The 18,855-nt window shown below is 69.4% G+C and carries 24 protein-coding genes; 12 read left to right on the top strand and 12 right to left on the bottom strand.

The genetic code is table 11. The features are described 5' to 3' along the window. Nucleotides 1–65: 65 nt before the first annotated feature. Nucleotides 66–1,133 (bottom strand): histidinol-phosphate transaminase, encoded by a 1,068-nt coding sequence (locus tag F6W70_RS00375; protein ID WP_151485615.1) that lies wholly within the window; start codon nucleotides 1,131–1,133, stop codon nucleotides 66–68. An 85-nt stretch (nucleotides 1,134–1,218) separates the two neighbouring features. Here F6W70_RS00375 and F6W70_RS00370 point away from each other — a divergent pair, with 85 nt between their 5' ends. From F6W70_RS00370 to F6W70_RS00360, 3 genes are read left to right on the top strand one after another with little or no spacing between them, the layout of a single operon-like run. After that, nucleotides 1,219–1,425, top strand: a complete 207-nt coding sequence (locus tag F6W70_RS00370; protein ID WP_055866625.1) for a ribbon-helix-helix protein, CopG family — start codon at nucleotides 1,219–1,221, stop codon at nucleotides 1,423–1,425. A gap of 3 nt (nucleotides 1,426–1,428) precedes the next feature. Continuing rightward, the gene (locus F6W70_RS00365; protein WP_151485614.1) at nucleotides 1,429–1,809 is read left to right on the top strand and encodes a type II toxin-antitoxin system death-on-curing family toxin; all 381 of its coding nucleotides are present in this window, start codon (nucleotides 1,429–1,431) and stop codon (nucleotides 1,807–1,809) included. A 35-nt stretch (nucleotides 1,810–1,844) separates the two neighbouring features. Then, complete coding sequence (locus tag F6W70_RS00360; protein WP_055866628.1) at nucleotides 1,845–2,246, top strand: phage holin family protein; 402 nt, start codon at nucleotides 1,845–1,847, stop codon at nucleotides 2,244–2,246. A gap of 11 nt (nucleotides 2,247–2,257) precedes the next feature. On the opposite strand, the gene F6W70_RS00355 is transcribed toward F6W70_RS00360, so the two are convergent. Both F6W70_RS00355 and F6W70_RS00350 read right to left on the bottom strand, forming a co-directional pair. Beyond that, nucleotides 2,258–3,574 carry a hypothetical protein gene (locus tag F6W70_RS00355; RefSeq protein WP_151485613.1) on the bottom strand — a complete coding sequence of 439 codons (1,317 nt, stop codon included), beginning with the start codon at nucleotides 3,572–3,574 and terminating at the stop codon, nucleotides 2,258–2,260. Next, nucleotides 3,571–3,882, bottom strand: coding sequence for a hypothetical protein (locus tag F6W70_RS00350; protein ID WP_151485612.1), 312 nt, complete (start codon nucleotides 3,880–3,882; stop codon nucleotides 3,571–3,573). Before F6W70_RS00350 ends, F6W70_RS00355 begins: the two co-directional genes overlap by 4 nt. Before the next feature lie 160 nt (nucleotides 3,883–4,042). Here F6W70_RS00350 and F6W70_RS00345 point away from each other — a divergent pair, with 160 nt between their 5' ends. Both F6W70_RS00345 and purB read left to right on the top strand, forming a co-directional pair. Further along, nucleotides 4,043–4,492 carry a low molecular weight protein-tyrosine-phosphatase gene (locus tag F6W70_RS00345; protein ID WP_017829763.1) on the top strand — a complete coding sequence of 150 codons (450 nt, stop codon included), beginning with the start codon at nucleotides 4,043–4,045 and terminating at the stop codon, nucleotides 4,490–4,492. A gap of 23 nt (nucleotides 4,493–4,515) precedes the next feature. Continuing rightward, a complete protein-coding gene (gene purB, locus F6W70_RS00340) occupies nucleotides 4,516–5,898 on the top strand; it encodes an adenylosuccinate lyase (RefSeq protein ID WP_051056563.1) in 1,383 nt (460 codons plus the stop codon). Nucleotides 5,899–5,943: 45 nt separating this feature from the next. Here the strand turns inward: purB and F6W70_RS00335 are convergent, their stop codons facing one another. The 3 genes from F6W70_RS00335 to F6W70_RS00325 are packed head-to-tail and all read right to left on the bottom strand — an operon-like array spanning nucleotide 5,944 to nucleotide 8,439. Then, a complete protein-coding gene (locus F6W70_RS00335; RefSeq protein WP_055875077.1) occupies nucleotides 5,944–7,377 on the bottom strand; it encodes an MFS transporter in 1,434 nt (477 codons plus the stop codon). 58 nt (nucleotides 7,378–7,435) lie between these two features. Further along, nucleotides 7,436–7,792 carry a hypothetical protein gene (locus F6W70_RS00330; protein WP_017829767.1) on the bottom strand — a complete coding sequence of 119 codons (357 nt, stop codon included), beginning with the start codon at nucleotides 7,790–7,792 and terminating at the stop codon, nucleotides 7,436–7,438. Continuing rightward, nucleotides 7,789–8,439, bottom strand: a complete 651-nt coding sequence (locus F6W70_RS00325; RefSeq protein WP_151485611.1) for an acyl-CoA synthetase — start codon at nucleotides 8,437–8,439, stop codon at nucleotides 7,789–7,791. The genes F6W70_RS00330 and F6W70_RS00325 overlap by 4 nt, the downstream gene beginning before the upstream one ends. Nucleotides 8,440–8,744: 305 nt before the next feature. Between F6W70_RS00325 and F6W70_RS00320 the strand changes: the two genes are divergently transcribed. Further along, nucleotides 8,745–9,668 (top strand): hypothetical protein, encoded by a 924-nt coding sequence (locus tag F6W70_RS00320; RefSeq protein ID WP_151485610.1) that lies wholly within the window; start codon nucleotides 8,745–8,747, stop codon nucleotides 9,666–9,668. Here the strand turns inward: F6W70_RS00320 and F6W70_RS00315 are convergent. Then, nucleotides 9,656–10,495, bottom strand: coding sequence for a sulfurtransferase (locus F6W70_RS00315; RefSeq protein ID WP_151485609.1), 840 nt, complete (start codon nucleotides 10,493–10,495; stop codon nucleotides 9,656–9,658). The genes F6W70_RS00320 and F6W70_RS00315 overlap by 13 nt on opposite strands. A 119-nt stretch (nucleotides 10,496–10,614) precedes the next feature. On the opposite strand from F6W70_RS00315, the gene F6W70_RS00310 reads away from it, so the two are divergent. Beyond that, nucleotides 10,615–11,526, top strand: coding sequence for a DMT family transporter (locus F6W70_RS00310; RefSeq protein WP_055875083.1), 912 nt, complete (start codon nucleotides 10,615–10,617; stop codon nucleotides 11,524–11,526). Here the strand turns inward: F6W70_RS00310 and F6W70_RS00305 are convergent. Then, nucleotides 11,516–12,535: a zinc-dependent alcohol dehydrogenase family protein gene (locus F6W70_RS00305; protein ID WP_151485608.1), complete on the bottom strand. Its 1,020-nt coding sequence runs from the start codon at nucleotides 12,533–12,535 to the stop codon at nucleotides 11,516–11,518. The two genes, F6W70_RS00310 and F6W70_RS00305, sit on opposite strands and share 11 nt — an antisense overlap. 129 nt (nucleotides 12,536–12,664) lie before the next feature. On the opposite strand from F6W70_RS00305, the gene F6W70_RS00300 reads away from it, so the two are divergent. The 4 genes from F6W70_RS00300 to F6W70_RS00285 all read left to right on the top strand — a co-directional run bounded on the left by F6W70_RS00300 (nucleotide 12,665) and on the right by F6W70_RS00285 (nucleotide 15,207). After that, the gene (locus F6W70_RS00300; RefSeq protein WP_017829773.1) at nucleotides 12,665–13,324 is read left to right on the top strand and encodes a GTP cyclohydrolase II; all 660 of its coding nucleotides are present in this window, start codon (nucleotides 12,665–12,667) and stop codon (nucleotides 13,322–13,324) included. A gap of 17 nt (nucleotides 13,325–13,341) precedes the next feature. After that, entirely contained in the window at nucleotides 13,342–13,815 is a 474-nt protein-coding gene (locus tag F6W70_RS00295; RefSeq protein WP_055875088.1) for a MarR family winged helix-turn-helix transcriptional regulator, read from the top strand. Between the two features lie 70 nt (nucleotides 13,816–13,885). After that, nucleotides 13,886–14,776 carry a helix-turn-helix transcriptional regulator gene (locus F6W70_RS00290; protein ID WP_055866650.1) on the top strand — a complete coding sequence of 297 codons (891 nt, stop codon included), beginning with the start codon at nucleotides 13,886–13,888 and terminating at the stop codon, nucleotides 14,774–14,776. Nucleotides 14,777–14,841: 65 nt separating this feature from the next. After that, the gene (locus F6W70_RS00285; protein ID WP_055866653.1) at nucleotides 14,842–15,207 is read left to right on the top strand and encodes a helix-turn-helix domain-containing protein; all 366 of its coding nucleotides are present in this window, start codon (nucleotides 14,842–14,844) and stop codon (nucleotides 15,205–15,207) included. A 112-nt stretch (nucleotides 15,208–15,319) separates the two neighbouring features. Here F6W70_RS00285 and F6W70_RS00280 read toward each other — a convergent pair whose 3' ends face one another. The 4 genes from F6W70_RS00280 to F6W70_RS00270 all read right to left on the bottom strand — a co-directional run bounded on the left by F6W70_RS00280 (nucleotide 15,320) and on the right by F6W70_RS00270 (nucleotide 18,149). Then, complete coding sequence (locus F6W70_RS00280) at nucleotides 15,320–15,910, bottom strand: ClpP family protease (protein WP_151485607.1); 591 nt, start codon at nucleotides 15,908–15,910, stop codon at nucleotides 15,320–15,322. Next, nucleotides 15,907–16,521 carry a ClpP family protease gene (locus F6W70_RS00275; RefSeq protein ID WP_151485606.1) on the bottom strand — a complete coding sequence of 205 codons (615 nt, stop codon included), beginning with the start codon at nucleotides 16,519–16,521 and terminating at the stop codon, nucleotides 15,907–15,909. Before F6W70_RS00275 ends, F6W70_RS00280 begins: the two co-directional genes overlap by 4 nt. Further along, on the bottom strand, nucleotides 16,518–16,640 hold the full coding sequence (locus F6W70_RS17910) for a hypothetical protein (RefSeq protein ID WP_258185869.1): 123 nt from the start codon (nucleotides 16,638–16,640) through the stop codon (nucleotides 16,518–16,520). Before F6W70_RS17910 ends, F6W70_RS00275 begins: the two co-directional genes overlap by 4 nt. An 81-nt stretch (nucleotides 16,641–16,721) precedes the next feature. Further along, nucleotides 16,722–18,149 carry a hypothetical protein gene (locus F6W70_RS00270; RefSeq protein WP_151485605.1) on the bottom strand — a complete coding sequence of 476 codons (1,428 nt, stop codon included), beginning with the start codon at nucleotides 18,147–18,149 and terminating at the stop codon, nucleotides 16,722–16,724. 214 nt (nucleotides 18,150–18,363) lie between these two features. On the opposite strand from F6W70_RS00270, the gene F6W70_RS00265 reads away from it, so the two are divergent. Beyond that, nucleotides 18,364–18,837 carry an acyl-CoA thioesterase gene (locus F6W70_RS00265; protein WP_151485604.1) on the top strand — a complete coding sequence of 158 codons (474 nt, stop codon included), beginning with the start codon at nucleotides 18,364–18,366 and terminating at the stop codon, nucleotides 18,835–18,837. Nucleotides 18,838–18,855: the final 18 nt, after the last annotated feature.

Genomic DNA, 18,855 nt, shown 5'->3' with positions numbered 1-18,855 from the left:
CTTGTAACTGGCGGGAACCCGGAGAAAACCGCGGAAAACCGCCCGAACCAGGGGGAGGGACCGCCTCAGCGGACGGAGGCTGCCACCTCGAGCACGCGGGCGATGGAGTCTTCCTCGCCCACCGAGATGCGGATGCCGTCTCCCGAGAACGGACGGACGATGAGGTCGTTCTCCACGAAGGCCGCAGCCACGTCGTCGGTGCGCTCGCCCGCGGGCAGCCAGACGAAGTTGGACTGGGAGTCTGGCACGTCCCAGCCCTGCGCGCGGAGGCCCTCCAGGAGGCGGGCGCGTCGCTCGACGATCACGGCGACGCGCTCCAGAAGCTCGGGCTCGGCGTCGAGGCTGGCGATCGCGGCGTTCTCCGCGGCGGAGGTGACCGAGAGCGGGATACCGGTGGTGCGCGCGGCGTCGAGCACCTTCTCGTGTCCGATCGCATAGCCGACGCGGAGGCCGGCGAGACCGTACGCCTTCGAGAAGGTGCGCAGCACCACCACGTTCGGGTGCTGTTCGAACACGCGCTCGGCGAGGCCGTCGACCGCGTCGGGCGCCGTGACGAACTCGGTGTACGCCTCGTCGAGGATGATCAGGACGTCGTTCGGGACGCGCTCGACGAAGGCGGCGAACTCGGCCGAGGTGATGATCGGCCCGGTCGGGTTGTTGGGCGTGCACAGGATGATCGCGCGGGTGCGATCGGTCACCGCGTCCGCCATCGCATCGAGATCGTGGCGGGAATCGGCGGTGAGCGGCACCTGCACCCCGGTCGCACCGGCCACCAGCGGCAGGCTGGGGTACGCCTCGAAGGAGCGCCAGGCGTAGATGACCTCATCACCCACCGACGCGGTCGCGAGGATCAGCTGGTGCAGGATCGACACGCTGCCGGATGCGACGTGCACCTGGTCGGGCTCGACCCCGTAGCGGGCACCGAGACGCGCGCGCAGGCGCCCGGCCGTGGCGTCGGGGTAGCGGTTGATCGGCGTCGTGCTCTGCAGCGCCTCGAGCACCGAGGGCAGGGGATCGAACGGGTTCTCGTTGCTCGAGAGCTTGAACGCGTCGGGGCCTGCCTGCTTGCCCTGGCGATACGGCGCGAGCGCGGCGATGGCGGGACGGATGCGGGGCAGGATGGGCTCGGTCACGAGGTCGAGTCTACGAGGGCGGCGGGATCGGCCATTTGCGGCTTCTCCCCTGTCGGCACTCGATACGCGGTGATACCATTCTGGTATGGCGATGACGGTGCGACTTCCGGAAGAACTCGATGCACAGCTCGAGGCGATCGCGCGCGCCCGGCACACTTCGAAGCACGCGGTGATCATCGAGGCGGCAGCGCGGTTCGCGAACAGCGAGTCGAAGACAGACCGCGTGCTCTCGATCGCCGACGAGGTGACCGAACGCTACGCCGAGACTCTCAAGCGACTCGAAGACGCCTGAGCGATGACGACGGAGTACATCGAGCCGGCGCAGGCCCTCGCCCTGATAGGGAAGCTCGGACTGCACGTCCGTGACGAAGGGTTGCTCTTCTCCGCGCTCGCTCGCTCTTCAGCGGGGATGTTCGGCGTCGATGCGTATCCGACCTTCGCGGAGAAGGCCGCGGCGCTGATCAGTTCGGTCGCACAGAACCACGCGCTGTTCGACGGCAACAAGCGGATCTCTCTGTACCTCACGTTCATCTTCATCCGACTCAACGGATACGAGGTGACGTTCACGAACGACGAGGCATTCGACTTCGTTCTCGACGTCGCACAGAGCCGACTGGACCTGCACCAGATCGCACAGGTCATCTCCGCACACATTGCAGAAGACACCGCAGGCTGACAACTCGCGGGCGCCCGTGGGACACTGGTCGGACCATGCGCTTCATCATCCGCGTCGTCGTCAACGCCTTCGCCCTCTGGGTCGTCACCCTGATCCCTGCCCTGCAGGTCGTGATCACCGCCTTCCCGCCGGGCGAGACGCTGCAGCTCGTACTGACCCTGCTCGCGGTGGCTGCGATCTTCGCGCTCGTGAACACGATCATCGGCACGATCGTGAAGATCGTCGCGTTCCCGCTCTACATCATCACGTTCGGTCTGATCGGCTTCCTGATCAACGGCTTCCTGCTGTGGTTGACCGCGTGGATCACGAGCGGCTTCGGCTGGGGCCTGACGGTCGGCGACTTCTGGTGGGGCGTGCTCGCCGCGCTCATCATCTCGGTGATCAACGGCATCTTCGGCTTCATCCTGCGACCGCAGAGCAAGAACCGCCGCGACTGAGTCGGTCGGGTTCACCCCGCCCGCTCGGCGTGGAACTCGATACGCTCGACCTCCACGGCTTCACCGAGCTCTTCCCAGTACTCGTCGACGGCCTCGGCCCGCGGGTCGTCTGACGCGTCGACCATCTCCGCCGTCGCGACGTAGGTCTCCAGGCCGTGGGTCTGCAGCTTCAGATCCTGGATTCCGCCGTGCGGATCGCCGACGCGCGACGCGGTGAAACTGTCGGGAGATCCCGTCCCCTCCGCCGACCCGCCCGCGGCGAGCGCGGACACGACGTCGTCGGTATGACGAAGCTGGAGCAGAGTCTGGTCGTCGGTCAGACTCGGCTCGGTGGGACTGCCCGCCGTCATCATGACCGACACCTCGAACTCGCTCTCCATCGCCAGGCGGGCGGCGATCATCCCGCCCTGCGAGTGCGCGACCACGTCGACCCGGTCGCCCGGCTCCACACCGGCCGCCGTGAGGGCATCGAGGGTGGCCTGATACGACGCCGACGGGCCGCCCTGATAGAGCTCGACGTTCGACTTCATGTCCCACGGCTCCGACTCCCCCGCCTGCCACGGCAGCGAATTCCGAGTCCCGGCGATGTAGGCCACGTACCGGGTCGCGCCCCCGACCATCGTGTACTTCTCGACCGCGACCTGCGCGGTCGCTCCTGGTACCCGCCGGAAGGCCGCCGCGAGGCCTGTCGGCGCGTTCGGAGTCGTGGTCTTGACCGGCGTCACCCGCACGGGATCCGTCACCCCCGACAGCACCATGCCCGGTCGGACCTTGCCGAGCCCCGAAGCGACGCCCACCAGGGCGCCGGCCACGAACACCGACGGGAGCGGGCCGTCCGGGTCGTACTGGTCGCCGAGCCCGTCGAAGCGCTGCCGCTTCCAGCCCGCCACCAGCCAGTCCGCCATGGTCCCCAGCCGTGCGTCTGCCTCGACCAGCTCGTCGGCGCGCGCCTGCGCTTCGTTCGCCGCCGCGGCGTCGGTGAGAGCGAGGGCCTCCGCCTGTGCTCGCAGCTCGACAACCTCGAACGCATCGGCCATCAGCAGCGTTCCGGTGCCGGCGTTCTCGATCTCGGCACCCAGCTTGCCCACCTGGTCGCCGCTGCGTCGGAGAGCACCGAGGTCGACGTGCGGATCCGCCTGTGCGGAGGAGGAGAGGAGCGCCTGCGCGCGACCGACCGCCTCGCGTGCCTCGGCGAACCTCGATGCCACCGTGCGCAGGCGCGCGCCGACCTCGCGCAGCTGCTCGGTGTCGACGGCGATCGCCCCGCCGTGATCGATCTCCAGCTCCCCGGCGTTCGTCGACGCCTCCGCACTCGTGATCCGCCTCATCCGGCGCTCCCTTCACCCAGCTCCCACCGCCTCACCTCGAGGTTCCCGATCTCGACGGCGGTGTCATCACGCACTCGCGCGAGCAGCTCGTTCAGCGCACGGAGACCCGCGGATCGCCAGTCGGACGCATCGATGAGCGAGACCAGCGTCACGCCTGCCTCCTCGAGCGTCGAGAGGGCCTCGCCGATCTCCCGACACGCCAGGACCTGCCCCCACGCCGTGGAGGAGCCGCCGGACAGGTCGTGCGCGAACGAGTACATGGCCTCAGCATCCGCGATCACGGGCCACCCGCCCCACCCGATCCGCACGACCGGTGGAGAGAGCAACGCCCGCTCGGGATGTGCAGAAGGTCGCGGGAGACGGCTCGCGCTGTGCAGGACGCCCGAGGGCGGGCAGAATGTATCTGTGACATCCCCGGATCCATTCCGCGTGATCTTCGTCTGCACGGGGAACATCTGCCGCTCTCCCATGGCCGAGGTCGTCTTCCGCGACCTCGCCGAACGGCAGGGACTCGGCCCGCGCATCGTCTCGCGCAGTGCGGGAACCGGCGACTGGCATCTCGGCGAGCGGGCCGACCACCGCACGATCGATTCGCTGGCCCGACGCGGCTACGACGGCTCGCAGCACCGCGCCCGCCAGTTCACCGCTGCGGCGTTCGCCGACAACGATCTCGTCGTCGCGCTCGACCGCACCCATGAGCGCATCCTGAGGGAGTGGGCGCACGACGAGGATGAGGAGGGCAAGGTCACCCTGCTGCTGGCCTTCGATCCGAACGCCTCGAGCCACGATGTGCCCGATCCGTACTACGCGGGAGCGGAAATGTTCGATTCCGTGCTCGGTATGATTGAGGCGGCGACTCGGGGCCTGTTCCGTCAGCTCGAACCCGCTCTGCGTCTCCCCCGCACGCCCCGCCTCTGAGGGGCCCGATCAGGAGGACTCCCCTGACTTTCCAGCCTTCGCTCCCGCCCCAGCCCCTGAGCCCGCTCGACGGTCGCTACCGCGGCGCCGTCACCGGTCTCGCCGACTTCCTGTCCGAGGCGGGCCTGAACCGGGCGCGCGTCGAGGTCGAGGTCGAGTGGCTGATCGCACTCACCGACCGCTCGCTGTTCGAGACGACTCCGCTCTCCGACGCCGACAAGGAGCGCCTGCGCGCCCTCTACCGCGACTTCGGGCAGGCCGAGATCGACTGGCTGGCCGAGAAGGAAGCGGTCACCCAGCACGATGTGAAGGCGATCGAGTACCTCGTGCGCGACCGGCTCTCGACGCTCGGACTCGACGGCATCGCCGAGCTCACGCACTTCGCCGCCACGAGCGAGGACATCAACTCCGCTTCGTACGCCCTCACCGTGAAGCGCGCCGTCGAAGAGGTCTGGCTCCCGGCGCTCGACACCGTGATCGCGAAGCTGCGCGAGCTCGCCGTCGAGCACGCCGACGCCGCGATGCTCTCCCGCACGCACGGTCAGCCCGCGACGCCGTCGACCATGGGCAAGGAGCTCGCGGTGTTCGCGTGGCGTCTCGAGCGCGTACGCGGCCAGATCGCGGCATCCGACTACCTGGCCAAGTTCTCCGGCGCCACCGGCACCTGGTCCGCGCACCTCGCGGCCGACCCCGACGCCGACTGGCCGACCATCGCCCGCGAGTACATCGAGGGCATGGGCCTGGGGTTCAACATCCTCACCACCCAGATCGAGTCGCACGACTGGCAGGTCGAGCTCTACGACCGCGTGCGTCACGCCGGCGGCATCCTGCACAACCTCGCGACCGACATCTGGACCTACATCTCGCTCGGCTACTTCGCGCAGATCCCGGTCGCCGGTGCCACCGGTTCGTCGACGATGCCGCACAAGATCAACCCGATCCGCTTCGAGAACGCCGAGGCCAACCTCGAGATCTCGGGTGCCCTGCTCGCCTCGCTCGGCCAGACGCTGGTCACCAGCCGCCTGCAGCGCGACCTCACCGACTCCACCACGCAGCGCAACATCGGCGTGGCATTCGGGCACTCGCTGCTCGCCCTGGACAACCTGCGCCGAGGCCTGAACGCGATCTCGCTCTCGCGTGACGTGCTGCTGGCCGACCTCGACGTGAACTGGGAAGTTCTGGCCGAGGCCATCCAGACCGTCATCCGCGCCGAGGTCGTCGCCGGACGCTCCACGATCACCGACCCCTATGCGCTGCTCAAGGAGCTGACGCGCGGACACCGGGTGGGGGCCGCAGACCTCGCCGAGTTCGTGCAGGGTCTCGAGATCGGCGACGCCGCCAAGCAGCGCCTGCTCGCGCTGACCCCGGCGACGTACACGGGCATCGCGGAGCGCCTCGCCCGCTGAGCGCGGTTCGCGCTCGACGGGTACTCCGAGCGCACGGCCCCGTGACTAGGGAGCCGGCTCTCCGGAGTGCTCTTCGACCCTGTCCTTCGGCATGAACGCGGCGGCGATCAGGGTGAGCACGGCGGTCACGGCGACCGCGACGAACACCCAGACCGACGCATGGATGATCGTGCCGGGGTCGTCAGGACCCGCTCCCTGCGCGATGACCGCGTTGGAGATGGCGCCGAACACCGCGACGCCCACGGCGCTTCCGGCCGACCGTGCGAACGCGTTCATGCCCGTCACCGCCCCGCGCTCGCCCCAGCCGACCGAGGCCTGCGCGGCGATCAGGGTCGGCGCCGCGCTCCACCCGAGTCCGAAACCGAGCACGAAGGCGATGCCGGCGATCACGAACGGGTTCGGCCACGAGGCGACGGCGGCCAGCGCGATGGCGGCAACCGTCGTGATGCTCATGCCGATCAGCGTGGTGCGGCGGAAGCCGATCCGCAGATACAGGCGTCCTGCGTTCGCCGCGGCGAGCGGCCAGCCGAGGGTCAGCGCCGCGACCGCGAGGCCGGAGAGCAGCGGGGCGATGCCGGTGGATCCCTCGAGGTAGGCCGGAGCGAAGCTGGTGACACCGAGCATCAGCGCGCCGATGCCGAGCGACACGAGCGTGGTGGTGAGGATGAGCCGACGAGCCGCGAGACGCAGGTCGACGATCGGCTCGGCGACGCGGCGCTCGACGATGCCGAAGGCCACGAGGGCGATCACCCCGATCCCGAAGCAGAGCGCGCTCTGCACGGACAGCCATGCCCACGCGTTGCCGCCCTCCAGCATGCCGAGGATGACCGCGGTCAACCCGATCGTGAGCAGCACCGCGCCCGCGTAGTCGATGCTGTGGCGCTGGGTCTGCTTCTGCTCCTTGTAGTTGCGCAGCAGCATCCACCCGGCGATCAGGCAGAGCGGGATGTTGATCCAGAAGATCCACCGCCAGGCGTCGAGCTGGGCGAAGATTCCGCCGAGTGCCGGACCGACGACCGAAGAGATGGCCCACACGCTCGCGACGTACCCCTGTACCTTGGCGCGCTCGGCGACCGTGTAGATGTCGCCGACGATGGTCATCGCCATGGGGGCGACGGCACCGGCGCCGATGCCCTGGATGATGCGGAACACGATCAGCGCCGGCATGCTCCAGGCGAATCCGCACAGGAGGGAACCGAGCAGGAACAGCACGATGCCGAGGAGGATGATCGGCTTGCGGCCCACGGTGTCGGCGAATCGGGAGTAGATGGGCACGCTCACGGCCTGCGCGAGCAGATACACCGAGAACAGCCACGGGAACTGCTGGTAGCTGCCGAGATCGCGGACGATGCTGGGCACCGCGGTCGCGAGGATCGTGGCATCGATCGCGATGAGGCCGGTGGCGAGCATGAGCGCGCCGAGGATGGGGCCTCGCTCCGACCGGAGTCCGATGGAGGCGCGGTCGACGGAGGCAGTCACTACAGGGACAAGCCGATCGGTCGCACCGATATTCCGACCGGTGCGCGATGCGCGCGGATCAGGAGGAGGCGCGGCGGCCGGTCGCCTCGGAGTCGGGGTCGTCTCCCTCGGGCTCCTCGTCGTACAGCACCGGACGATCGATCGTCTTGGTGACGTCGGCCGGATCGACGGCGAGGATCAGCATCGCGAGGATCAGCAGCGTCACGATGAAGGCCCCACCGCCGACGACGAGGCCCAGCGCCAACGGGGTCAGCCCGTCGTACGTGCCGTTCGCGATCGACGCGTTCACCCGAGAGGTGAAGGCACCGGTGGAGACCAGCGTGACGACCATGGCGAAGACGCCGCAGCCGGCCGCGATGAGGAGCAGGTGCAGGGGCCGCAGAATGTCCCGGCGGGTGGGCTTCTCGTCGCTCATCGCTCTCCTCCGTGCTCCGCGGGAGCGGCGCTGTCGTTCGAATCGGATGCCGCGGTCGCGGCGTCGATCTGCTTCGGCGTGAGGCCGGCGATGCCGAGGAAGACGGCGACGATCGCCGCATAGCCGCCGAACATGCCGACACCGAGGATGATGCCGGAGAGCACGAATGTGCCGGCCTTGTCGATCGTGTACTCCTGCAGGAAACCGGCCGGGATCAGCAGCAGGACGACACCGAGCAGAACACCCAGCGCCCCCACGGAGATCGCGTCGCGGGACAGCATGCCGCCGGTGCGACGAGCCCGGATCCCAGCGAGCAGCTCGATGCCGCCGCTGACGATCGCCCAGGACGACACGACGACGAAGAACAGATCATCGGAGCGCCAGGCCGGGATGCCGCTCACCATGCCGGCGACGATGCCGACCGCTGCGAGCAGCACGTACGACCAGCGCGCCCCTGCGGGAACGACCAGCCAGGCCGCGAGCACCTGCACGAGGGCGGTGATGAGGACGAAGCCGCTGAAGACGGACAGACCGACGGGTGCCGAGTGATCGGACGAGAACGTGATCATCAGCGCAGCGACTGCGGCGAACAGAGCGCGCAGCAATTGCACGTGGCGCATGGTGAATGCGCGAGCAGGGGCAGACATGACGGTCCAGAGTCCTCCGGGGTATTGCTCCCAGTCTACGCGGGGCTGCGCAGACGCAACGCCGGGAGCCGCGCGGAGGGAGGATTCGTGAAGCCCGGCTGATCTCCCCAGATCGATTGCCGGGCTTCACGACATACGCAGCAAGGGGGGCATCACTGCGTCAGGCCGGTGATCGCAGGACTGGGCACCCTGCCTGCGAAGACGGCCAAGTGACCCCACATGCCCACCCGGTCCCCTGAGGTACGCGCGTGCGGTCGTATGCTCACTCTAAGGCGCTGATCTTCACATACCGGAGGGGATCTGTGATGAATATCGAAGATGACGCGCGCAGAGCCGAATCCGATGACTTCGCGAACGCCCTGCGCGACGCGATAAACGCCAAGCCGGTGACGCTGTCGTGGCTGCAGCGGCAGCTCAAGGCCCGCGGGAATCGCGTGTCCATGGCGACGCTGAGCTATTGGCGATCGGGCGCGCGACGGCCGGAGGGCGTGCAGTCGCTGGCCGCGCTCTCCGACATCGAGGAGCTCCTCGGGCTCGACGTCGGCGCCCTGAGCAGACTGCTCCGCTCGACGAACCGCACGGGGCCGCTCGGCCCTAACCAGTTCCCGATCGAGGAGGAAGAGCTCGAGCTGGCCGTGATCGAGGCCTTCCGCGCGCTCGGCGCCTCGTATCCCGACACCTCGCGCGAGCTCACGACCCATTCGGTGACCGATGTGGGCGCCGACGGCAACATCGCCTCCAGCATCACGCGCAGCATCGTGCAGTCCACGGTGGGCACCATCACGGCGATCCCCTTCCTGGAGATCAACCCCGGGGTGCGCACCCCCGCACCGGAGCTGGCGGCCGTGTCCGGCGGCAGGATCGCCGCTCGATACTCCCACCCGGACGGTGAGGTGCACGGGGTGCTGTTCGAGCTCGACGTGCCTCTGACGGCGCCGGAGACCGCGATGGTCGAATGGTCGGTCGAGTATCCGCCCGACTATCCGCAGACGCACGACACCGGTCACGCCGTGGCTCAGAAGGCCAGAGAGCTGCTGGTGTGGACGCGCTTTCACCCCGATGCCATCCCGGACTGGTGCGAGGAGCACGTCGAGACGCCGGACGGCGTGACGGTGACGCCGCTGCCGCCGCCGCGCGGAACGTCGGTGCATCTGGTGCGCAGGGCGTTCGGCCCCGGCACCCTCAGCCTGCACTGGGGATACGGTCCCCGCGAGGATCAGCCGGGCTGATCGCCCGTCGCGACCGGACGGCCAGGGGTGTTGGACCACTGACTCCACGATCCGGGGAAGACCTTCGCGTCGATGCCGACCTCGTGCAGGACCAGCGCCGTGTGGGCGGCCGTCACACCGGAACCGCAGTACGCCGCGACCGTCGTCCCCGGGGTCACGCCGACCTCGGCGAAGCTCGCCAGGATCGTCTCTCGATCGAGGATGCGCCCCTGCGCGTCGAAGTGCACGGGTTCGGGAAGGTTGCGCGCGCCGGGGATGTGCCCGCCGACCGGGTCGTAGGGCTCGGAGTCACCGCGATACCGATCGGCAGCACGGGCGTCGATCAGCACGCCGGATGCCGGGAAGGCGGCAGCCTCGTCGATCGAGATCGCATCGCCGCCGATCGGGCGGAGCACGACGTCGCCCGGCTCCGGGCGCACATCGTCGGTCGCGACGTCGAACCCCGTGGCCTTCCAGCCCTGGATACCGCCGTCGAGCACGCGCACGTCGATGCCGCCCTGACGCAGCAGCCACCACGCGCGGGCAGCCGAGATGCTCTTGAAGTCGTCGTAGGCGACGACGGTTTCACCGGCTCGCACGCCCCATCGACGGGCCGCCTCCTGGAGGGCGGCCGTCGACGGCAGCGGGTGCCGTCCCTCCGAGGGCTCGCCGTGGGTGGACAGCTCGGTGTCGAGCCCGACGAACACGGCACCGGGGATGTGTCCGGTGAGGTAGTCGCCATGCCCCGCCTCGGGACGGTCGAGCCGCCAGCGCACATCGATCACGCGCACCGGCTCTCCCCGGGTCAGAAGGTCGTTCAGCTCGACGGCACTCACGAAGTCGCTCATGCTGCGAGGCTACCGAGTCGGCCACGGCATCCGGTGCGCGTACGTCTTCTCCCGTCACGATCCGTGCGGCGGTCGCGGCCCGTTAGGCTCTATCCGGCAACGTCGAGAAAGGGCCAACGATGCCCTCTCGTCTGCGTTTCATGCGGCTGCGTCCGCAGGAGGCCGCGCTCATCGCGATCACCGCGGTCTGGGGCAGCACGTTCCTGCTGGTGCACTGGGCGATGGAGCACGCGGGTCCCTGGTTCTTCGTCGGCATCCGGTTCCTCATCGCAGGGCTCATCAGCGTCGTGATCTTCCGCCGCGTGCTGCACGGCATCCGCTGGCGCGACATCGGCGCCGGCGTCGCGATCGGCGTGATGATCTACCTCGGCTACGGTCTGCAGACGCTGGGGCTGCAGAGCATCGACAGCAGCACCTCGGCCTTCATCACCGCGATGTACGTGCCGCTGGTGCCGCTCGCGCAGTGGGCCGTGTTCCGCAAGCGTCCGCCCGCCATGGCGTTCGTCGGCGCGGGGCTGGCCTTCGTCGGGCTGCTGTTCATCGCGGGACCCGACGCCTTCGCGCTGACGCTCGGCGCCGGCGAGATCGCGACCATGATCAGCACCGTGCCGATCGCCGCGGAGATCATCCTGATCAGCCTGTTCGCGGGGAAGATCGACCTCGGACGCATCACCGTCGTGCAGCTGCTGACCGCGGGAGTGCTGGGGCTGCTCACGATGCCGGTGGTGGGCGAGGGCGTGCCGGAGTTCTCCTGGGTCTGGGTCGGCTGCGCGGTCGGGCTGGGGGCGGCGAGCTGTCTGATCCAGCTGACCATGAACTGGGCGCAGAAGTCGGTGTCACCCACCCGCGCGACCATCATCTACGCCGGAGAGCCGGTGTGGGCAGGGGTCATCGGACGCATCGCCGGTGAACGCCTGCCCGCGACCGCACTCATCGGCGGGGCGCTCGTCGTGCTCGGGATCCTCGCGAGCGAGCTGAAGCTCGTCCGGCGACGCGCGAAGCAGGAAGCACCCCCGGAGGTCAGAGCGTGAGCAGCACCTTGGTCGCCCGGCGCTCGTCCATCGCCCGGTAGCCCTCCGCGGCCTCCTCCAACGGGAGGGTCAGGTCGAAGACCTTGCCCGGGTCGATCTTCCGGTCCCAGATGAGCTGGATCAGCTCGGGGAGGAAGCGGCGTACCGGCGCAGGACCGCCGTGCAGGTGCACGCCGGAGAAGAACAGCTCGTCGCCCGGCATCGCCACGTCGTGGGAGATGCCGACGTAGCCGACATGGCCGCCGGGGCGGGTGGAGCGGATCGCCTGCATCATGGACTCCTGCGTGCCGACCGCCTCGATCACCGAGTGCGCGCCGAGGCCGTTCGTGAGCTCCTTGATGCGCGCGACACCCGCGTCTCCACGCTCGGAGACGATGTCGGTCGCGCCGAACTCGCGCGCCAGCGCCTGCCGATCGGCGTGCCGACTCATCGCGATGATGCGCTCGGCGCCGAGCTCCCGCGCGGCGAGGATGCCGAGGAGCCCCACGGCACCGTCACCGACGACGGCGACGGTCTTGCCCGGTCCGACCTCGGCGGCGACGGCCGCGAACCAGCCCGTGCCGAGGACGTCGGATGCGGCGAGCAGCGAGTGGATCAGGTCGGCATCGGGCTGTCCGGGTGTGACGACCAGCGTGCCGTCGGCGTGCGGGATGAGCGCGTACTCGGCCTGCGTGCCGTATCTGCCCATCGGCACGACGTGCACGCAGCGGGACTGGTAGCCCGCCTGGCAGATCTCGCACGTGTTGTCGGACGCCATGAACGAGCCGACCACGAAGTCGCCGACCTTCAGCGTCTGCACCTCGGCGCCGATCTCCTCCACGACGCCGACGTACTCGTGCCCCATCGGGTCATGATCGACCTCGTTCGCACCGCGGTACGGCCACAGGTCGGAGCCGCAGATGCAGGTCGCCGCGATCCGGATCACGGCGTCGGTGGGTCGGGTGATGGTGGGCTTCTCCCGCTCCTCGACTCTGACGTCGCCGGGGGCGTGCATGACTACTCCGCGCATTCGTGATGCTCCTTCTCTCGCGTGACATCCAGTCTACGCCGATTCCGCCTCGGATGGGAGGTACTGAGGGAACCCCTTCGAGATTCACAGATCCGGGAATACTCCGCAGGAGCACGTGTTGCACCCGACATGATTGAAACTTCAACCGTCGCTCCGGTCGCCACGGAGCGCACGCGCGTCCGCGTGCCGCTGCGCTTCGGCGACGGCTTCTCCACGACCGCCGACGTGGTCACGTTCGACGGACTGATCGACGCCCGCGAGCACCTTCTGCTGGGGCTCGGCGACTGGAACGCCGCGATCGAACGCGCGACCGACGGCGGGGATGCCCCGCTCGTGCGACCGCACAGCGAATGCCTCACCGGCGACGTCTTCGGGTCGGAGCGCTGCGACTGCGGCCCCCAGCTGCGCGAGGCCGTGGAGCGCATCGCCGCCGAGGGCGGCTTCCTGCTGTACCTGCGCCAGGAGGGTCGGGGGATCGGCCTCTACGCCAAGCTCGACGCCTACGCCCTGCAGGATGCGGGGCTCGACACGTACGAGGCGAACGTCGCCCTGGGCCGCGGCGAGGACGAGCGCGACTACACCGTGGCCGCCCAGATGCTGAAGGCCGTCGGGGTCGACGGCATCCGTCTGCTGAGCAACAACCCCGACAAGGCCGTGCAGCTCGAGGAGCTCGGCATCCGCGTGACCGAGAGGGTGCCGACCGAGGTGCACCTGTCGGAGTCCAACTCCCGCTACCTGCAGGCCAAGCGGGACCACACGGCGCACACGCTCGACCTGTCGGCGGCGTGAGAGTCCAGGAGGACACCATGACGGCGGAGCAGCCGCATCCGCGTCGACTCGACGACACCGAGATGGACACGTGGCTGCCCGTGATCCGCTTCGTCCAGCTGCTGCCGCAGGTGCTCGATCGCACACTGAAGGAAGAGGTCGGGCTCAATCACGCGCGCTACGCCATCCTCGTCACCCTGGCGGGCCGGGGCGAGGGCGCCGTCACCATGACCGAGCTCGCCCGCATCGCCGGGCTCAGCCGTTCGCGTCTGAGCCACGCGCTCGACTCGCTCGAGGAGCGAGGCTGGGTCGAGCGTGCCTCGTGCGGCGCCGACAAGCGCACCCTCTCTGCCGCCCTGACTCCGGCGGGGCGGGAGATGCTGCGCACGGCCGCTCCCGTGCACGTCGAACAGGTGCGGGAACTCGTGCTCGATCCGCTCACCGCCGAGGAGCGCGAACAGCTGAGGGCGATCCTCGGGAAGCTCCTGCCGGGCGTGACGGCGGCGCTGTGAACGGGTGCGGGCCGGTCACCGGTACCGCCAGTACCTCCCTCCACGGTCACTGAGCGCGTAGCGTCGGAGCATGGACACCCGCAGCGAGGTGCGCGAGTTCCTCTCCACGAGGCGCGCACGCATCACCCCCGACCAGGCAGGACTGCCCGCATTCGGTGGCAACCGCCGGGTTCCGGGCCTGCGTCGCGAGGAGGTCTCACTGCTCGCAGGCGTCAGTGTGGACTACTACACACGGCTCGAACGCGGTGACCTGTCCGGCGCCTCCGACAGCGTGCTCGAAGCTCTCGCCCGCGCGCTGCAGCTGGATGAGGCCGAGACCGCGCACCTGTTCGACCTCGCCCGCGCCGCGAACGCCTCCCCGGTCGCGCGGACACCTCGCAAGAAGTCGACGGTGCTGCGGCCCAGCATCCTCCGTCTGCTCGATGCGATGACCGAGGCGCCGGCGATCGTGCGCGACAACCACTTCGACTACCTCGCCGCAAACGCCCTGGGGCGAGCCCTGTACGCTCCCGTGTTCGCCCAGCCGCAGCCGAACAGCGCCCGCTTCGCCTTCCTCGATCCGGCGGCGCAGGAGTTCTACCCCGAATGGGAGCGCAACACGCAGGAGCTCGTGGCCGCGATGCGGGGCGAAGCCGGACGCAACCCCTTCGACCGCAGGCTCACCGATCTCGTCGGCGAGCTCTCGACGCGGAGCGAGCGGTTCCGCACACTGTGGGCTGCCCACAACGTGCGCTTCCACCGCACGGGTGTGAAGCGCATCGCGCATCCGGTGGTCGGGGAGATCGAGCTGACATACGAGGCGTTCGAGCTGCCCGCCGATCCCGGCCTGCACCTGTCGACCTATACGGCGGAACCGGGAACACCCTCGGCCGACAAGCTGAGGATGCTCGCCAGCTGGGCGGCGACGGATGCGGGGGCATTCCCCTCCGCGGCATCCGCATCCGACCGCGCGGAGGCCTGAGCCGCGTGGTTCTGCTCTGAGCAGAACCGCTCGAACGCGCCTGATGCCCCGGATTATCGTGAGGCATGGCCGACATCCTCTCGTTCCCGCGCGCCCCTCGCCCCGACCGTCCGCAGCCGAGCGGACCCGAACCGCTCTGGCGGCACATGCTGGGCGACCAGCTGCGGCGTCGACGCCACGACCGCGAAGAGACCCTCACGGAGACCGCGGAGAAGGCCGGCGTCTCTCCGCAGTACCTCTCCGAGGTCGAGCGCGGGTTGAAGGAGCCGTCGAGCGAGATGATCGCTGCGATAGCCGGCGCTCTCGACACGAGCCTCATCGAGCTGACGAGCGCCGTGGCCGATGAGCTGCGCTCTGCTGCGGTGTCGGCATCCGCTGCGGTGTCGATCTCCGCTGCGGTGTCACGTGGGGCACTCGCCCTCGCCGCCTGATCCCCGGACCCGTCATCTGCATGATCGACGGACGGATGCATGACCACAGGTCCCACTTCGGTCATGCATCCGTCCAACGCTCATGCATCCGTCCGCCAGCCCGGACGCCACCTCAGCCCCGCGCGCCCAGCACCGTGTCGATCAGTCCGTACTCGAGCGCGGCCGCGGCGGTGAACACCCGATCGCGGTCGGTGTCGGCGCGCAGTTGTGCGACCGCGCGGCCGCTGTGCCCGGCGAGGATCTCCTCCATATCCGAGCGCACCCGCACCACCTCGTCGGCCGCGAGGATCAGGTCGGGGATCGCGCCTCGAGACTGCCCGGCCGGCTGATGCAGCACGATGCGGGCGTGCGCGAGGGCAGCCCGCTCCCCTGGTGATCCGGCGGCGACGAGCAGCGCGGCGGGGCCGATCGCCTGCCCCACGCACGTCGTCGCGATGCGCGGACGGATGTGCCGCATCGTGTCGTAGATCGCCAGCGCCGCGCCGGGATCCCCACCCTCGCTGTTGATGTAGAACTGGACACCGGACTCCGGGCTGTCCGCGTCGAGGTGCAGCAGCTGCGCGATGAGGGCGTTCGCGACCCCCGCATCGATGCCGGTTCCGAGATAGATGACGCGCTCCGCGAGCAGGTGCGAGTACACGTCCATGATGCGCTCCCCTCGCGGATGCTGCGCGATGACGTTCGGGATCGTGTAGCCGCTCACGCGTCCGTCCCCAGCCCGACTCGTGTGCGTCGTCGCGGCATGACCTCGGCGATCGAGGCGACGATGCCGTCGATGAAGCCGTACTCCTGCGCCTGTGTCGCGGTGTACCAGCGGTCGTGCAGCGAGTCCTCGAAGATGCGGGCGACCGGCTGACCCGTGTCGGTGGCGATGAGCCCGAGCACGGTGTCGCGCATGTGTCGGAGGTCGTCGGCCTGCGTCTCGATCTCGCCGGCCGAGCCGCCGATGCCCGCAGACCCCTGATGCATGAGGATGCGCGCGTGCGCGAGCGCCCGCCGTCTGCCCGGCGTGCCGGAGGAGAGCAGGAACTGCCCGGCGCTGCACGCGAGCCCGAGGGCCAGGGTCGCGACATCGTTGGGGATGAGCCGCATGATGTCGCGGATCGCGAGCATCGATGGCACGGAGCCGCCGGGCGAGTGGATCCAGAGCGCGATCTCGGCGAGGGGGTCTTCCGTCGAGAGCGCGAGCAGCTGCGTCATCAGCAGCGTGCCGTTGTCGTCGTCGAGAGCACCGTCGAGCACGAGCACCCGCTCGTGGAACAGCGCCCGCCGGGCTTCAGGACCGAACTGCCGGATGGGGTTGTCTTCGCTCATGCCCCCAGCATCTGCCGCAGCGCTCCGAGCAGGACCGGATTCTGCCGTGGGCGGCTCTGCCCTGAGCGGATGCGTGCAGACGCGGGCTCACCGGTGGCGTCCACCTCGGAGCTGTTCACCGAGCCCCCTGGGCGGATGCTGGTGGGGGCGGCATCCGCCCAGGGGGACTCGGGTGGGGGTGGGGATGGGGGTGGGTGGGGTCAGGCAGCGAGGGCGAGAGCGCGCCGGTGGGTGATGCGGTGACCGACCCAGAAGCCGATCGCGATCAGCCCGGCCAGGGCGACACCGAGGATCCAGGGCAGCATCGAGGGCGCGGCCCCTGCGGTGGCGGTGGCGAGGGTGCCGGAGCCTTCCGCGATCAGGCCGTTGCCCTCGGCGAGATCGGCGGCTCCGACTTCGAGCTTGTCCCCGCCCGCTGCGAGATCACCAGAGCCGTCCGCGACCGCGGAGGCTCCCGTCGAGAGTTCGCCGATGCCGATGTTGAGGTCGCCGGCACCGGACTGCAGCGCGCCGACGCCGGCGGCGAGCGTGCTCGCCCCGTCGTTCAGGCGGGTCGCGCCCGCGCTGAGGTTGGCCGTGCCCGAGTAGAGGGACGATGCACCGGTGGAGAGTGCCTGCAGACCGGAGGCGAGCTTCGCGGCGCCGGCCGAGAGCTGCGACGTGCCCGATTGCAGAGTCTGCGCGCCGGCGACGAGGGCGGGCGCCCCCTGAGGTGCGATGAGCGCCGCGGTGCCGGGCCACTTCTGGGACGCGTCTCCGCTGATGAGCGCGTTGACGCCGGCCGTGACCCTCGCGGAGCCACCGGCTGCGGCAACGAGCCCCTGTGCGAGAGCGGGAGCCGACGCCGCAGGGGCCACCAGAGCGTCGACCTCCCCGTCGACCTGCATGGCGAGCGTGACGAGGTCACGGAGCTTCGCGTCGTCGGGGGAGGTCGCGAGCAGATCGGCGAGGCCATCGGCGAGCTGCTGGGAGTGGCCGGGGGCCATGGACGCGAGACCCTTGAGCGTCGCCTCGGTGGACGGCTGCGCCAGGCCCTGCACTGCGGGCGTCACACCCTTGCGAAGCGTGTCGCTGAAACCCGTCGCGCCGACGAGCACGCCGTTCGCGTATGCGTGCGCACCGTTGACGCCTGCTGCGAGCGTCGACATCCCGCTGGAGAGCGCCTGGGCCCCGGCATCCGCCGTCGCCAGCTTCGACGCGAGCTCCTGAGCTCCGGCGAGCGCCGTCTGCGCTCCCCCGCTGACCTTGTCCGCGCCGGCCACCGCCGAAGACGCTCCGGCGGCGAGGCTGCTGGCACCCTCGGCGAGCGTCGTGGCACCGGTCGCGGCCGTCGTGGCACCGTCGCTCAGCTTCTGCGATCCCGCGTGCGCGCTGGCTGCCCCCGCGGAGAGGTCGATGCTGCCCTCGGCGAGCTGCGATGCGCCGGCCGAGAGGTCTGCGGCGCCGGCGGCGAGATCGGCGGAACCGTCTTTCGCCGATGTGGTGCCGTCGGCGAGTTCGGACGCTCCGGCGGCGATCTTGCTCGTCGTCACGAAGAACAGGATCACCATGGCGGCCAGCAGCAGGCTGAGGACGATCACGGCGATGCGCATGCCGATGCCGTGCGAATGGGGTGTGGTACTCGTCATCGAGGACTCCCGAGGTCAGTGGCGTCGTTGCCACCGGCGACTGTATGGGCAGGCTCGACCCCGACCCCCGGATTTGCCGTTCGATACCAAGTCTCAGCACGCCTGGGACTCAGTTTCTTGTGGCGAGTGCACAAACGATGGGCGCAGACCGCTGTGTCTTCCACGAAAACGGAACGTAACATCGTGGACTCACGGCCCGCCTAGTCTCGTGCCCATGGCGAAGCAGAAGGCACCGGCGTGGCAGTGGTCGGAGGACGGACTCAACTTCCGCACCCGCAAGTGGGTGCGCCCGGAGGATCTCAACGCGAACGGCTCGCTGTTCGGCGGCAGCCTGCTGAAGTGGATCGACGAAGAGGCGGCGATCTACGCGATCGTGCAGCTGGGCAACTACCGCGCCGTGACCAAGCACATCTCGGAGATCAACTTCGAGGCCTCGGCCGTGCAGGGCGACCTGATCGAGATCGGCCTGCAGGCGACCCACTTCGGCAGGACCTCCCTGACGATGCGCGCGGTGGCCAGGAACATGATCACGCGCAAGCGCATCCTCACGATCGAGAAGATCGTGTTCGTGAGCCTCGACGACGACGGGACACCGACTCCGCACGGCTACACCGAGATCACCTACGACCGAGACCGGATGCCGACCGAGCACATCGTCACCGGGACGATCCGGCTCCCCTCTCCCTGACACTGCTCGACAGCGCCG

It is taken from the genome of Microbacterium maritypicum, assembly GCF_008868125.1.
Taxonomy (GTDB): domain Bacteria; phylum Actinomycetota; class Actinomycetes; order Actinomycetales; family Microbacteriaceae; genus Microbacterium; species Microbacterium maritypicum.
Note: the sequence above shows the minus strand (reverse complement) of the source record. Positions and strands in the feature narration are given on the sequence as shown.

What these genes read in the sequence shown, in the direction of transcription:
- F6W70_RS00345 (WP_017829763.1), top strand. Translation starts at nt 4,043, where the DNA reads ATGGCCGAGGTCGTCTTCCGCGACCTCGCCGAACGGCAGGGACTCGGC.
- F6W70_RS00270 (WP_151485605.1), bottom strand. Translation starts at nt 18,149, where the DNA reads ATGACGAGTACCACACCCCATTCGCACGGCATCGGCATGCGCATCGCC.
- F6W70_RS00365 (WP_151485614.1), top strand. Translation starts at nt 1,429, where the DNA reads ATGACGACGGAGTACATCGAGCCGGCGCAGGCCCTCGCCCTGATAGGG.
- F6W70_RS00360 (WP_055866628.1), top strand. Translation starts at nt 1,845, where the DNA reads ATGCGCTTCATCATCCGCGTCGTCGTCAACGCCTTCGCCCTCTGGGTC.
- F6W70_RS00295 (WP_055875088.1), top strand. Translation starts at nt 13,342, where the DNA reads ATGACGGCGGAGCAGCCGCATCCGCGTCGACTCGACGACACCGAGATG.
- F6W70_RS00305 (WP_151485608.1), bottom strand. Translation starts at nt 12,535, where the DNA reads ATGCGCGGAGTAGTCATGCACGCCCCCGGCGACGTCAGAGTCGAGGAG.
- F6W70_RS00285 (WP_055866653.1), top strand. Translation starts at nt 14,842, where the DNA reads ATGGCCGACATCCTCTCGTTCCCGCGCGCCCCTCGCCCCGACCGTCCG.
- F6W70_RS00265 (WP_151485604.1), top strand. Translation starts at nt 18,364, where the DNA reads ATGGCGAAGCAGAAGGCACCGGCGTGGCAGTGGTCGGAGGACGGACTC.
- F6W70_RS00330 (WP_017829767.1), bottom strand. Translation starts at nt 7,792, where the DNA reads ATGAGCGACGAGAAGCCCACCCGCCGGGACATTCTGCGGCCCCTGCAC.
- F6W70_RS00300 (WP_017829773.1), top strand. Translation starts at nt 12,665, where the DNA reads ATGATTGAAACTTCAACCGTCGCTCCGGTCGCCACGGAGCGCACGCGC.
- F6W70_RS00275 (WP_151485606.1), bottom strand. Translation starts at nt 16,521, where the DNA reads ATGAGCGAAGACAACCCCATCCGGCAGTTCGGTCCTGAAGCCCGGCGG.
- F6W70_RS00310 (WP_055875083.1), top strand. Translation starts at nt 10,615, where the DNA reads ATGCCCTCTCGTCTGCGTTTCATGCGGCTGCGTCCGCAGGAGGCCGCG.
- F6W70_RS00370 (WP_055866625.1), top strand. Translation starts at nt 1,219, where the DNA reads ATGGCGATGACGGTGCGACTTCCGGAAGAACTCGATGCACAGCTCGAG.
- F6W70_RS00290 (WP_055866650.1), top strand. Translation starts at nt 13,886, where the DNA reads ATGGACACCCGCAGCGAGGTGCGCGAGTTCCTCTCCACGAGGCGCGCA.
- F6W70_RS00315 (WP_151485609.1), bottom strand. Translation starts at nt 10,495, where the DNA reads ATGAGCGACTTCGTGAGTGCCGTCGAGCTGAACGACCTTCTGACCCGG.
- F6W70_RS00320 (WP_151485610.1), top strand. Translation starts at nt 8,745, where the DNA reads ATGAATATCGAAGATGACGCGCGCAGAGCCGAATCCGATGACTTCGCG.
- F6W70_RS00355 (WP_151485613.1), bottom strand. Translation starts at nt 3,574, where the DNA reads ATGAGGCGGATCACGAGTGCGGAGGCGTCGACGAACGCCGGGGAGCTG.
- F6W70_RS00325 (WP_151485611.1), bottom strand. Translation starts at nt 8,439, where the DNA reads ATGTCTGCCCCTGCTCGCGCATTCACCATGCGCCACGTGCAATTGCTG.